At 73.0% G+C, this 13,563-nt stretch carries 11 protein-coding genes; 5 read left to right on the top strand and 6 right to left on the bottom strand.

What is annotated here, in order from left to right:
- Positions 1–295: 295 nt before the first annotated feature.
- The 3 genes from OGL89_RS07780 to OGL89_RS07790 form a co-directional block, all read right to left on the bottom strand.
- On the bottom strand, positions 296–685 hold the full coding sequence (locus tag OGL89_RS07780) for a DUF3040 domain-containing protein (protein ID WP_263119346.1): 390 nt from the start codon (positions 683–685) through the stop codon (positions 296–298).
- Positions 686–762: 77 nt separating this feature from the next.
- Complete coding sequence (locus OGL89_RS07785; protein ID WP_346770689.1) at positions 763–2,457, bottom strand: DNA polymerase IV; 1,695 nt, start codon at positions 2,455–2,457, stop codon at positions 763–765.
- Between the two features lie 48 nt (positions 2,458–2,505).
- On the bottom strand, positions 2,506–2,967 hold the full coding sequence (locus OGL89_RS07790) for an SAV_6107 family HEPN domain-containing protein (protein ID WP_263119347.1): 462 nt from the start codon (positions 2,965–2,967) through the stop codon (positions 2,506–2,508).
- Positions 2,968–3,118: 151 nt separating this feature from the next.
- Between OGL89_RS07790 and OGL89_RS07795 the strand changes: the two genes are divergently transcribed.
- Positions 3,119–3,931: a fused MFS/spermidine synthase gene (locus OGL89_RS07795; RefSeq protein WP_263119348.1), complete on the top strand. Its 813-nt coding sequence runs from the start codon at positions 3,119–3,121 to the stop codon at positions 3,929–3,931.
- Between the two features lie 339 nt (positions 3,932–4,270).
- Here OGL89_RS07795 and OGL89_RS07800 read toward each other — a convergent pair whose 3' ends face one another.
- The 3 genes from OGL89_RS07800 to OGL89_RS07810 all read right to left on the bottom strand — a co-directional run bounded on the left by OGL89_RS07800 (position 4,271) and on the right by OGL89_RS07810 (position 7,021).
- Complete coding sequence (locus tag OGL89_RS07800) at positions 4,271–4,474, bottom strand: cold-shock protein (RefSeq protein ID WP_154731012.1); 204 nt, start codon at positions 4,472–4,474, stop codon at positions 4,271–4,273.
- 290 nt (positions 4,475–4,764) lie between these two features.
- Positions 4,765–6,066: an MFS transporter gene (locus OGL89_RS07805; RefSeq protein ID WP_263119350.1), complete on the bottom strand. Its 1,302-nt coding sequence runs from the start codon at positions 6,064–6,066 to the stop codon at positions 4,765–4,767.
- Between the two features lie 22 nt (positions 6,067–6,088).
- The gene (locus tag OGL89_RS07810; protein WP_263119352.1) at positions 6,089–7,021 is read right to left on the bottom strand and encodes a PAC2 family protein; all 933 of its coding nucleotides are present in this window, start codon (positions 7,019–7,021) and stop codon (positions 6,089–6,091) included.
- A 197-nt stretch (positions 7,022–7,218) separates the two neighbouring features.
- Here OGL89_RS07810 and OGL89_RS07815 point away from each other — a divergent pair, with 197 nt between their 5' ends.
- Genes OGL89_RS07815 through OGL89_RS07830 form a run of 4 tightly spaced genes read left to right on the top strand, consistent with a single transcriptional unit; the run spans position 7,219 to position 13,507 of the window.
- On the top strand, positions 7,219–9,465 hold the full coding sequence (locus OGL89_RS07815) for an AAA family ATPase (protein ID WP_263119353.1): 2,247 nt from the start codon (positions 7,219–7,221) through the stop codon (positions 9,463–9,465).
- A 45-nt stretch (positions 9,466–9,510) separates the two neighbouring features.
- Positions 9,511–10,707: a phosphoglycerate dehydrogenase gene (gene serA / locus OGL89_RS07820; RefSeq protein ID WP_263119354.1), complete on the top strand. Its 1,197-nt coding sequence runs from the start codon at positions 9,511–9,513 to the stop codon at positions 10,705–10,707.
- A gap of 21 nt (positions 10,708–10,728) precedes the next feature.
- Complete coding sequence (locus tag OGL89_RS07825) at positions 10,729–11,760, top strand: aldo/keto reductase (RefSeq protein ID WP_263119355.1); 1,032 nt, start codon at positions 10,729–10,731, stop codon at positions 11,758–11,760.
- A 46-nt stretch (positions 11,761–11,806) separates the two neighbouring features.
- Positions 11,807–13,507, top strand: a complete 1,701-nt coding sequence (locus OGL89_RS07830) for an AMP-binding protein (protein ID WP_263119356.1) — start codon at positions 11,807–11,809, stop codon at positions 13,505–13,507.
- Positions 13,508–13,563: the final 56 nt, after the last annotated feature.

The following is a 13,563-nucleotide window of genomic DNA, read 5'->3' on the forward strand; positions in this document are numbered from 1 at the left end:
TGGCGGCGTGTCGCGCCCTCGCGCCGAACGCCGAGGGTCCGCGCCGAACGCGGCGCGTCGGGGCGAGCACGGCGCACCCGCGTCGAACGCGGCGCGTCGGCGGCGAACTCGGCACCTCCCACCGGACCGACGGCGTGTCATCCCCGTGAGTCGGTGCGATCTGCCGAGCTCAACGCCGACCCGGGGGGGTGATGCCGGCGCCGGAGTCGGACGGGGTCGCCGCGGGGGCGGACACGGATGCGCCGTGCCGATCGGGATCGGCACGGCGCGTCAGGACATCGCGGGGAGCCCCGGGTCAGCGACCGCCATCGCTGCGGCGGTCCCAGCGCTCCTCGATCCGATCCATGAAGCCCTTCTTCGAGGACTTCTTGGCCGTGGGCCGCGGGGCGGTGCTGCCGTCCGGGCGCACCACACCGGCGGGACCGGACTTGCGCGGCTTGGTGAAGGCCACGGCGACGGCGGCGAACATGACGATGAAGCCGAGCACCCCCAGCCACACCAGCGAGGCGGCAGCGCCGATCACCAGCAGGAGCAGGCCGACGAGCGCGCCGACTCCACCCAGGATGTATCGCAGGACCGGCTTGCGACCGCTCGAGGTGAGCGTGGTCGCGAGCCGGGGATCATCAGATGTGAGCTGCCGCTCCATCTGCTCCAGTACACGTTGCTCGTACTCGGAGAGAGGCATATCGACCCCCGTGCTCCGCCGTCGGGACTTCTTCGCCCCAGGATAGATGCCGTTTCCGAATGCCGGTAGTCGAGCGCTCAGGCTTCGTCCCGCCGCGGGCCCCCGCCGGAGTTCAGCCGATAGCGCTTCGGCAGGTCGCGGGCCAGGCGTTCCGGGGCCAAACCGCGGTCCGAGCCGGTCCGATCCCCCACCGGGCCGCCCGTGCCGCGTTCGCCACCAGCGGATCCACGCTCGCCCGCCGCCCGGTCCGGTCGTCCACCGTTCCGTGCCGACGCGCTCCGCGACTGCCCGCTGCCCACCGGCCCGTCCGGCAGCCGACGATCGGACCGCGGCTCGTCCCGGCCTGGCCCGTCCACGCCTTGCTCGTCCCGGCCTCGGCCCCCCGGTCCTGGCCCGTCCACGCCTTGCTCGTTCTGGCCTCGGCCGCCCGGGCCCGGTCCCCGGCGCTGGTCGCTGTCCTGTGCGATGTCCGGCCTCTCGCGGCCCGAGGGATCGGCCGACTTGGAGCTGACGTGCCGCGCCGCGACCGCGCCTCCGCCGGCATGCCGCCCGACCGTCCGGGTGCCCGATCCGATCGCCGCCCGACCGAACCGCTCGCGCACCTGGTCCATCACCAGCTCCGCCTGCCGCTGCGCCTCGGCCTGCCCGGTGACCGACTCCTCGAGCGTGGGCTGCTGCACCACCTGCTCCACCGCGAGCAGCCCCTCGGCCCGCACCCCGACCAGCCGCACCGGGAGTCCGGCCAGGTCGACTCCGGCCAGCAGCTCGCGGGCGGCGAGGTACATCTCCCGCGCGACATCGGTCGGTTGGGGCAGCGTCCGCGACCGGTTGAGGGTGCGGAAGTCCGAGGTGCGGATCTTGATCGCCACGGTCCTCGCCATCAGCTGCTGCGCCCGCAGCCGCCCCGCGCACCGGTCCGCGAGGTCCAGCAGCTTGCTCTCCACCTGCCGGAGGTCGTGGATGTCGACGTCGAAGGTCTCTTCCGCTCCGACGCTCTTCTCGTCCCGGCTGGGGCTCACCGGCCGGGGATCGCGTCCCCACGCGAGGTCGTAGAGGTGCGCCCCGGCGGTCTTGCCCACCGCCTGCTGCACGGTCCTGACGTCGGAATCGGCCAGCTCGGCGACCGTCCGGATCCCCCACCGCTCCAGATTGGCCGCGGTCCGCTCGCCGACGCCCCAGAGCGCCCCGACCGGCAGCGCCCGCAGGAAATCGACCGTCGCCGTCCGCGGGATCAGCAGGACACCGTCCGGCTTCGCATGTCCGGAGGCCAGTTTGGCGACGAACTTGTTCGCGGCGATCCCCACCGAGCAGGTGATGCCGTGCTGGTCCCGCACGCGTTCTCGGATCTGTGCGGCGATCCGGGTCGGCGGACCCAACCGTCGCCGGGCGCCCGCGACGTCCAGGAACGCCTCGTCCACGCTGACCTGTTCGACCAGGGAGGTGATGTCGTGCAGGACGGCCATCACCGAGTGGGAGACGTCGTAGTAGGCGCGATGATCCGGTGGGATGACGATCGCCTGCGGGCACATCCGCTTGGCGACGGCCATCGGCATCGCGGAGTGCACCCCGAAGGCGCGCGCCTCGTAGGTGGCGGCCAGCACCACCGAGCGCTCGGACCCGCCGACGATCACAGGTCGACCGCGCAGGTGCGGGCGTCGGGCCAGCTCGACCGAGGCGAAGAACGCGTCCATGTCGACGTGGAGGATGGACGCGCCCTCCTCCTCGCGCCCCCAGTCGCGCCGCACTCCCTCGGCGCGTGGCCCTCGACTCATCTCACCTCAACTCGCGCATCTCAACCGGCGCTTCCCGACCCGCGCATCTCAGCCCGCGCGGCGCCCGCCCGGGGCCACTGCGTCGACCTCGGCGTGCTCCGCCCATGCCTCCAGCTCGGCCCGGACCACGTCCAGGAAGTCCTCGGCGTGGCAGAGCACCTGCTCCGCCCGCTCGTCCGAGACCGCGTCGAACCGTCCGGCGTCCACCGCGGCCCGCAGCGCGGCACCCCCGGCGAAGTAGGCGGACCAGCGACCGAGCTCGGGGGTCACCTGGTCCAGGAGCTCCCAGACCGTACGGGTCTGCCGCCGGCGCGACAACGGCTGGCGCTCGGCCAGCACCGCCGCCCCGGCCCGCAGCGCCGCCAGGTGGGCGTGGGCGAACTTCTCCCACGGCTCGGAGGAGAACTGGGCGGCGACCAGCTCGGCGTCCGCTCGGGACAGCAGCTCTGCCGTCCGACCGGACAGCCCGGGGGCCGCGGCACGTGCGACGTGCAAGGTCCTGACCGACATCCCGCACCTCCCTCTCGTCCACCCATTATCGAACACCTGTTCGAATCGGTCAACACGTACGGTGAGATGCGTGGCCCACCGTGAACGTCGACGTGCGCAAGCCTCCCACCGGGCACCCACACGCCCCGCGGACGCCTGGCCCCGGGGCCCGGTGCCGATCGCCTCCGGCACCGCCGAACTGGTCACCACCCCGGACGACCCGACCGCCGTCACGCTGATGGTCAACGGCGTGCCGAGTTCGCACCTGGACCTGGCGGACCCGCTGCGCCTCGACTTCGAGTACATGCAGCAGATGGCGGCCGTCCTGGACGCCGTGCCCGCCGGCGACGGTCCGTTCCGCGCCGTGCACCTCGGGGCGGCCGGCTGCGCGATGGCCCGTTGGGTCGACGCCCGGCGGCCGGGCTCCCGGCAGGTCGCCGTGGACCTGGACCCGATCCTGGTCGACCTGGTGCGCGGCTGGTTCGACCTACCACGCTCCCCGGCTCTGCGGTTGCGCGCCGGGGACGCCCGCGCCCAGCTGGAATCGCTGGCCGACGGCTCGGCGGACGCGGTGCTCCGCGACGTGTTCGCCGGGGACCGCACGCCGGAGCACGTGGCCACCGTCGAGTTCACCGCGTCGGTGCACCGGGTCCTGCGGGCGGGCGGGGTCTACCTCGCGAACTGCGCGGACCGTCCGCCGCTGGGTCTGGCCCGGGACGAGGTCGCCACCCTGTCGGAGGTGTTCGCCCACGTGGGGCTGGTCGCGGAGCCCGGCGTGCTGCGTGGCCGGCGCTACGGCAACCTGCTCCTGATCGGCACCGACGACCCGGCACTGCTGGACGACCCCGGACTGGCCCGCGCCCTGCGCTCGCTCCCGGTGCCGGCCCGCCTGCTGGTGGGCGACGAGCTGCGCGAGTTCGCCCGGCGAGGCACTGCGCTGCGGGACGTCGCACCGGTCCGGGACCTCGGCCCCGCCGACGACTGAGCCCCGGCACGCACCGCGGCCTCGGGGCCAGCCGCGGGCGCAGCGCGAGCCGCCTCAGGGCAGCACGAGCCAGCTCAGCCAGGCGTGAACCGCCACGCGCGACACCGGGCACCCGGCACGAGGCATGAGGCACAGGGCCAGGGCCAGGGCCAGGGCCAGGGCCAGGGCCAGGGCCAGGATCCCCCGGGGACAGGGCCAGATCTCCCGGGGACAGAACGAAGGCCGCACCCGAACGGGTGCGGCCTTCGTCGAACGATCAGTCGTCAGTGACGACCACTCGCGCGTCCTGCGCGTGCGCGCAGAGCTCGATCGAGCTGAGCTCGGCCGAGCAGAGCGAGATCAGAGCGGGCGAACCTGCTCGGCCTGCGGACCCTTCGGGCCCTGGGTGATCTCGAACTCGACCCGCTGGCCCTCCTCGAGGGAACGGTAGCCCGAGGAGTCGATCGCGGAGTAGTGCACGAAGACGTCGGCGCCGCCGCCGTCCTGGGCGATGAAGCCATAGCCCTTCTCAGCGTTGAACCACTTGACAGCACCCTGTGCCATGTTCTTGTCCTTCTTGTCCATCCGGTGACGGCATGGGACCCGTGTGGCCCCGCACCGTGCCGCAATGCCAAAACCACGTCCTGCACCGGAGGACCAGCCAAGGCTGGCGGTGCCCGATCGGGTGACCCCGTCCGGACGCCGGTCAAGCGTCAGTACGTCACTGCAACGTGTCGATCCTCTCACGGTGAATGGCGCGGCGCTACGTGCTTCGCCGTCCGGGAACCGACCTTTCGGACAACATTTCGGTCACGGAGCGGTCACGGAACGGCACAGTGATCCCAGGACTGGGCTCACAGATCGATCCCCGGATGCCGCCGGCGCAGCACGCGGGCGCCGTGCAGCATGCCCACGAGCCCGACCACCCAGGGCAGGACGACGCAGACGAGAGCCGCTCGGAACGCCCCCAGATCGCGCACCCCGCCGCCTACCCGGTCCAACACCAGGCCGATCAACAACATCGTCACGAACGCCCCGATGAACCCGCCGGTGTTGACGAATCCGGTCGCCGTGCCGAGCCGGGACATCGGGTTGCTGGACCGCGCGACGTCGAAGGACACCAGGGAGATCGGGCCGCCGACCGCGACCACCACGACGAACACGCCCAGCACCGGCCAGGGCACCGGCGCCGACGGCACCAGCACCGCGAGCCAGACCGCCCCGATCGCCAGCACGGTGCCGATCGCCAGGGGCATCCGGAGTCGCGGCCGCCGACCGACCAAGGCACCGATCACCGGCCCGGCGACCACCCCCGCCACCACATTGAGGGTGAGCAGCGCACTCGCCTCGGCCGGGGTGCGGCCCTCCCCCTCCACGAAGAACGCGTACCCCCACAGCAGCACGACGACGTGGTTGCTGAACTGGCCGGAGAAGTGCATCCAGAACGCCAGCCGGGTGCCGGGCTCGGCCAGCACCGCCCGCAACGCGCCGGGATCGCGGGGCGCCGCCGACGCCGCACGCAGCCGCGCGAGGAAGCCGACCCGGTCGCCCGGGGGCGCGGCGGGATCGATCTCGGAGACCGGCGGGGCGTCCCGCAGCACCGCGAGCGCCAGCACCGCCGCCAGCACGCCGACCGCGGCCACCCACAGGAAGGTCGTCCGCCAGCCCTCGGCGTGCAGCAGCGCGACGACCGGGATCGCGGAGAGCACCTGGCCGAGCTGGCCGATCGACCCGGTGAGTTGGGTCAGCACGGGCACGTGCCGCGGTGCGAACCACGCGGGGACCAGCCGCACCACCGAGACGAAGGTCAGCGCGTCACCGGCACCGACCAGGACCCGCCCGGCGAGCACCCACCCGGCAGCCGGCGCCAGCGCGAGCACCGCTTGCCCGGCCGCCATCACCAGGGCGCCGGTGCCGACCAGCACCCGTGGGCCGTACCGGTCCAGCAGCACGCCGACCGGAATCTGGAGCGCGGCGTAGACCACCAGCTGGGCCACCGCCATCGACGCGATCAGGGCGGACGAGACGCCGAACAGCTCGCGGACCTCGATCGTCGCGACCCCGAAGGACGAACGGTTGCAGATGGCCACCACGTAGGCCGCGACCCCGACCCCCCAGACCAGCAGGGCGCGGCGGGGATGCGGGACGTGGCTCACGTGGGGTCATTCTGCCCCGAGATCAGCGATCGGTGTCCGGACCCTGCTCGGCGAGGAAGCGCTCGAACTCCGCGCCGAGCTCGTCGGCGGTCGGGATGTCGCTGGTGTCGGCCAGCAGGTTCGGGCGTCCGATGTTCTTGCTGAACGCGTCGTACTGCTGCTCCAGCGCGTGCACCACGGCGGCCACCTCCGGCGACTCGCCGACCTGGCGCTCGACCTCCAGCATGGCGTCCTGCGCGGACTCGGTGAGCTCCGCCAGGTCCAGCTCCAGACCGGTGGCACGCTGCACCTGCTCCAGCGCCATGATGCCGGCCTGCGGGAACGACGACTGCGCCAGGTAGTGCGGCACGTGCACCGCGAAACCCAGGGCGTCGTGGCCGGACTCGCCGAGCCGGATCTCCAGCAGGGTGCTGGAGTCCGCCGGGACCTCCACGGTGCCGAACCACGGCATGTGGTCGGCGACCAGCTCCGAGCGGTTGGCGTGCGCCGTCACCGACAGCGGCCGGGTGTGCGGGATGCCCATCGGGATGCCGTGGATGCCCACGGTCAGCGGCACGTCGAACCGCTCGACGATCTGCCGGACCGCGGCGACGTACCGCTCCCACTGCAAGTCGGGCTCCATGCCGTGCATCAGCAGGAAGGGCACACCGGCCGAGTCCCGGACCAGGTCGACGACGAGCTCGGGTCGGTCGTAGCCGCTCCAGTGGTTCGCGTCGAAGGTCGCGGTGGGGCGCCGGGAGCGGTAGTCCATCAGCTGGTCGGTGTCGAAGGTGGCCAGCCGGGCGGTCTCGTAGCTGTCGGTCAGGTGCTCGGCGGCCAGGCGCCCGGCACCGCCGGCGTCCATGAAGCCACGGACCGCGTGCACCAGCACCGGGCCGCTGCCGCCCGCGGTCCGCGCCTCCACCTCGGCGGCGACCGCCGGGTCGACGGCGTAGATCTCGCTCGGATCCAGCATCGGTCCTCCTGTGAACCTGATCGGGTCAATGCGGGTGTCAACGCAGGTCGCCCGCCGATCCTTCCCGTGATCCTGTTCGCCGCGAGCGGATCGGTCCGGACCGCGGGAAGCCGGCCCCGGCACCCCGCTCGGCACGGCATAATGGACGGCCGCTCGCGAGGGGTTCGAGCGCGGTGAGGGCGACAGACGGAGCACGGGTGAATTCCATCGACAAGCAGCTGCGCGCCGAGCAGGACGTGGTGGACGGGCTCTACCGCCGGCTCGACGAGCTGCGCGGCCAGACCCGGGGACGGCTGGCCCAGGTGCGCCAGGCCGGCCCCTCGGGGTCACCGCAGAACCGCTCGGAGCGGGACGCCTTCGCCACCCTGTACGAGGACCGGGTGGCCCGGCTGGAGGCGGTCGAGGACCGACTGGCCTTCGGCCGGCTGGACCTGGTCGACGGCGAGCGCCGGTACATCGGCCGGATCGGCCTGAACGACGAGGATCACGCCCCGCTGCTCACCGACTGGCGGGCCCCCGCCGCCCAGGCCTTCTACCGCGCGACCGCCGCGCACCCGGACGGCGTGGTGCTGCGCCGGCACCTGGTCACCCGCGGCCGGTCGGTCACCGGCCTCGAGGACGAGCTGCTCGACCTGTCCGCCGTGGGCGAGGGCGAGGACCAGCAGCTGTCCGGCGAGGGCGCGCTGCTGGCCGCGCTCGCCGCTCGGCGCACCGGCCGGATGGGCGACATCGTGGCCACCATCCAGGCCGAGCAGGACGCGGTGATCCGCTCCGCGCTGCAGGGCGCCCTGGTGGTCCAGGGCGGGCCCGGCACCGGCAAGACCGCCGTGGCGCTGCACCGCGCCGCCTACCTGCTCTACAACCACCGCCGCGTGCTGGAGCGCTCCGGGGTGCTGCTGGTCGGCCCGAGCCGGACCTTCTTGCGCTATATCGACCAGGTGCTGCCGTCCCTGGGCGAGACCGGCGTGGTGTCGACCACCGTCGCCGAGCTGTTCCCCGGCGTGGTCGCGCACGGCGTCGAGGACGACGCCGTCGCGGAGATCAAGGGCCGCGCGGTGTGGCGTGAGGTGATCGAGCGCGCGGTCACGCAGCGCCAGCGGGTGCCCGCCGAGCCGGTGCGGGTCACCGTCGACGGCCGGACCGTGGTCGTGAAGCCCGGCGACGTGCGCGCTGCGATCCACCACGCCCGGCGGGGCCACCGTCCGCACAACCAGGCCCGGGTCACCTTCGTCCGGGACATGCTGGGCCGGCTCGCCGACCAGTACATCGGCCAGCTCGCGTTCTCGGTGGCGCCGGAGGACCGGGGCGAGATCCTGGAGGAGCTGCGCAGCACCCGGGAGATCCGGATCGCGCTCAACCTGGCCTGGATGCCGCTGACCGCCCAGGGCCTGGTCGCCGGGCTGTTCGCCAAGCCGCAGCGCCTGGCCGACGCCGCCGCCGGGGTGTTCACCCGGGCGGAGCGCCGCCGTCTGGAGCGCCCGGCCGACGCGCCCTGGACCCCCGCCGACGTCCCGCTGCTGGACGAGGCCGCCGAGCTGCTCGGCGAGGACGATCAGGCCGCCAAGGCGCAGGCCCGCGCCGACACCGAGCAGCGGAACCAGGAGCTGGACTACGCCCGCCAGGTGTTGCAGCAGTCCGGCAACGCCCTGGTGTCGGCCGACGTGCTGGCCGACCGGTTCGCGAGCAGCGGCCCGGTGCTGACCACCGCCGAGCGGGCCGCCGCGGACCGCGCCTGGGCCTACGGGCACGTGGTGGTCGACGAGGCTCAGGAGCTGTCGGCGATGGCCTGGCGGATGATCCTGCGCCGGGTGCCGACCCGGTCGCTGACCGTGGTGGGCGACGTCGCGCAGACCTCGACCGCCGCGGGCACCCGGGACTGGGCCGAGGTCTTCGACCGGATCCTGGCCGGGCAGTGGCGGCAGGAGACGCTGACCGTCAACTACCGCACCCCGGCCGGCGTCACCACGGTCGCCGAGTCGGTGGGCCGGGCCGCCGGACTGCCGCTCACCACCACGGAGGCCGCCCGCGACGTGCCGGACGCCCTGGTCACCGAGCGGGTCGCCGTCGAGGGGCTGGCCGTGGCCGCCGCACGGTGGGCGGTCACCGAGGTCGGCGCCGTCCGGGACGCCTCCGGTGCGGGCCGGGTCGCCGTGATCGCCGCGCCGGCGATGATCGCGCCGGTGCGCGCCGCGCTGGTGGACTCCGGACACGGCGCGCTGCTGGGCGGCACCCGGACCGGCGCACCGGATCTGGACGCGCCGGTGACCCCGATGACCGCGGAGCAGTCCAAGGGGCTGGAGTTCGACGCCGTGGTGCTGATCGAGCCGGCCGCGGTGCTGGACGACGGCGGCCCGGGCGACCTCTACGTGGCGATGACCCGCCCGACGACCGCGCTGCGGGTGGTGCACCACCGGGACCTGCCGCCCGGGTGGACGTCCATCTGACGGAACCGGTTTGGCCGATCCGCCCGGTCGGCGCACCATGGGCCCGTGCTGCGCGCCCTGTTGCTGGAGAATCTGCACCCCCAGGCCACGACCATCCTGGAGGCGGCCGGATACGAGGTCTCGACCCGATCCGGTGCCCTGGACGAGTCCGAGCTGGCCGAGGCCCTGCAGGGGGTGCACCTGCTCGGGATCCGGTCCAAGACCCAGGTCACCGAGTCCGTGCTGGCCGCCGCCACGGATCTGGTCGCGGTCGGCGCCTACTGCATCGGCACCAACCAGATCGACCTGGCGGCCGCGGCCTCCCGGGGTGTGGCGGTGTTCAACGCGCCGTTCTCCAACACCCGCTCGGTGGTCGAGATCGCGCTGGCCGACATCATCGCGCTGACCCGGCGGCTGACCGTGCTGGACCGGTCCATGCACGACGGCGTCTGGAACAAGTCCGCGGACGGCTCGCACGAGGTGCGCGGTCGCACCCTCGGCATCGTGGGTTACGGCAACATCGGCACCCAGCTGTCGGTGCTGGCCGAGAACCTCGGGATGTCGGTGATCTTCTACGACACCCAGGAGAAGCTCGCGCTGGGCAACGCCCGGCGAGCCGAGACCCTGGACGAGCTGCTGGACGTGGCCGACGTGGTCACCCTGCACGTGGACGGCCGGAGCGGCAACGCGGGCATGTTCGGCGCGAAGCAGTTCGCCCGGATGCGCCAGGGGTCGATCTTCCTCAACCTGTCCCGGGGGTTCGTGGTCGACTACGCCGCGCTGCGCGACTCGGTGCTGGCGGGTCAGGTCGCGGGTGCGGCCGTCGACGTCTTCCCCGAGGAGCCCAAGCGCAAGGGCGACCCCTTCGAGTCCGAGCTGCGCGGGCTGCCGAACGTGATCCTCACCCCGCACACCGGCGGGTCCACCGAGGAGGCGCAGGAGGCGATCGGGCAGTTCGTGTCCAACAAGCTGCGCGACTACCTGAACACCGGCACCACCACGCTGTCGGTCAACCTGCCGAACCTGACCCTGGAGCCCCGCCCGGGTGTCCAGCGCCTGGCGTACCTGCACCGCAACGTGCCGGGTGTGCTGGCCGCGGTCAACCAGACGATGGCGGAGCACGGCGCGAACATCGAGGCCCAGCTGCTGGCCACCCGCGGCGACGTGGGCTACGTGGTCACCGACGCCGGCTCCGTCGAGCGCGAGGTGGTCGAGGCGCTGCGGGCCCGGCCGGAGAGCATCCGGCTGCGCGTCGTCTCCTGATCCCGGCTAGCGTCGGGCGGTGTGAACCGAGCCGCTGACCGTCTTCCCCTGCGCCGGGCCGGGCGTACCGGCCTCCAGCTGCCCGCGGTGACGCTGGGCCTGTGGCAGAACTTCGGCGATGCCACGCCCTACGCCGATCAGCGTGCGCTGGTGCTGGCCGCCGTCGACGCCGGGGTGGTGCACCTGGACCTGGCGAACAACTACGGTCCCCCGCCGGGCGCCGCCGAGGAGTCGGTCGGCCGACTGCTGGCCTCGGACCTGCGCCCCTACCGGGACCAGCTGCTGATCGCGACCAAGGCCGGCTACCGGCAGTGGCCCGGTCCGTACGGCGAGTTCGGGTCGCGCAAGTACCTGCTGGCGTCCCTGGACCAGTCGTTGCGCCGGCTCGGCACCGACTACGTGGACGTGTTCTACAGCCACCGCTACGACCCGGACACCCCGCTGGAGGAGACCCTCGGCGCGCTGAAGACGGCCGTGGACTCCGGCCGGGCGCTGTACGCGGGCATCTCCTCCTACTCGGCCGAGCGCACCGCGGAGGCCCTGGCGGTCGCGGACCGGATCGGTCTCACCCTGAGCCTGCACCAGCCGTCGTACTCCCTGCTGAACCGGTGGATCGAGCAGCCGGGTGAGGACGGCCGGTCCTTGCTGGACGTCGTCGGCGAGGCCGGACTCGGCGTGGTGGCGTTCTCCCCGTTGGCCCAGGGCATGTTGAGCACCAAGTACCTGGACGGGGTACCCGCCGACTCGCGCGCGGCGACCGGCAGCTCGCTGCGCTCGGAGTACCTCACCGAGGAGAACCTCGCGCACATCCGCGCGTTGAACGAGATCGCGGGTGATCTGGGCGTCTCACTCCCCCAGCTCGCCATCGCCTGGGTGTTGCGCGATCAGCGGATCAGCTCGGTGACCCTCGGTGCCCGCACGCCGGAGCAGCTCCGGGAGAACCTGGCGTCGACGCAGGTCAGCGAGTTGTCCGAGGACGACCTGGCCCGGATCGATCAGCACGCCGTGGACGCCGGGATCAACCTGTGGGGCTCCCGATCCAGCGATCTCTAGGGTAGATACAGGAAAACCTACGGTTCCGTAGGTTACTGTTCGCAGGGTGACGACATTCGAGCGCTTCTGGCACCGGTCCTACGCCGACGGCGTGTCCGGTGACATCACGATCCCCGACGAGCCGGTGGGCCTCGCGGTGGAGCGTGCGGCAGCCGAGTTCCCCGAGCGGATCGCCGTGGACTTCCAGGGCGCCACGCTGACCTACGCGGAGCTCGCGGAGCAGATCGCCCGGGGCGCCACCGCGCTGCGCGACCTCGGAGTCGTCGCCGGTGACCGGGTCGCGATCGCCCTGCCGAACTGCACCGCACACGTGATCGCGTTCTACGCCGTGCTGCGCCTGGGCGCGGTGGTCGTCGAGCACAACCCGACGTACTCCGGCGCGGAGCTCGCGCACCAGCTGTCCGACTCCGGCGCCACGGTCGCCCTGCTCTGGCAGAAGGCCGTCCCGACCGTGCTGGAGCGCCAGGACGAGACCGACGTCCACACCGTGGTCGCTGTCGACGTCGCCGCGGACCTGCCGCTGGCCAAGCGGATCGCGCTGCGCCTGCCGGTCAAGAAGGCGCGTGAGACCCGCGCCGCGCTGTGCGGCCCGGTGCCGTCGCACATCCCGAGCTGGCACCGCCTGGTCGCGCGCAGCACCGCTCTGCCGGCCGACCACCCGTGGCCGACCGCCGACGACGTGGCGCTGCTGCAGTACACCGGCGGCACCACCGGCACCCCGAAGGGCGCGGTGCTCACCCACCGCAACCTGGTCTCGAACGCCGCGATGGGCCAGGAGTGGACCCACCACCAGCCCGGTGACGAGACGCTGTACGCGGTGCTGCCGTTCTTCCACGCGTTCGGTCTCACGCTCTGCCTGACCTACGCGCCGCGGATCGCCGCGACCCTGGTCGCGTTCCCCAAGTTCGATGCCGCCTCCGTGCTGGCCGCCCAGCGCCGCCGACCCGGCACCTTCCTGCCCGCGGTCCCGCCGATGCTGGACCGGCTGTGCGCGGCGGCGGAGAAGTCCGGCGCCGACCTGACCTCCTTCCGACACGCGATCTCCGGCGCGATGGCACTGCCCGCGACCACCGCGACCCGCTGGGAGCGCCTGACCGGCGGACTGGTGATCGAGGGCTACGGCATGACCGAGACCAGCCCGATCGCACTCGGCAACCCGCTGTCCCCCGACCGGATCCCCGGTGCCCTCGGCCTGCCGTTCCCGAGCACGGACGTCCGGATCGTCAGCCAGGACGACCCCACGCAGGAGGTGCCCCCCGGCGAGTCCGGCGAGCTGCTGGTCCGTGGCCCGCAGGTGTTCCAGGGCTACTGGAACCGGCCGGAGGAGACCGCCGGACAGCTGCTGGCCGACGGCTGGCTGCGCACCGGCGACGTGGTCCGGATGGGCGAGGACGGATTCATCGTCCTGGTCGACCGGATCAAGGAGATGATCGTGACCGGCGGGTACAAGGTGTACCCCGCCCAGGTCGAGGACCACCTGCGCACCATGCCGGGCGTCCGGGACGTGGCCGTGGTCGGCCTGCCCGGCGGTGACCTGGGCGAGAAGGTGGTGGCCGCGGTCGTGATGGACGCCGACTGCGCGCAGATCGACCTGCAGGCGGTCCGGGACTGGTGCCAGCAGAAGCTCGCCCGCTACGCGGTGCCGAAGGACCTGGTGATCCTGCCCGACCTGCCGCGCTCCCAGATCGGGAAGGTCCTGCGCCGGGTGGTCCGGGACAATCTGCTGGCCACGGCCGCCCCGGCCTGACAGACGACAGAGCCCGGCCGATCCCCACGGATCGGCCGGGCTCCCGTGCGTCCGGG

Source organism: Cellulomonas sp. RIT-PI-Y, assembly GCF_025642745.1.
Lineage (GTDB): Bacteria > Actinomycetota > Actinomycetes > Actinomycetales > Cellulomonadaceae > Cellulomonas.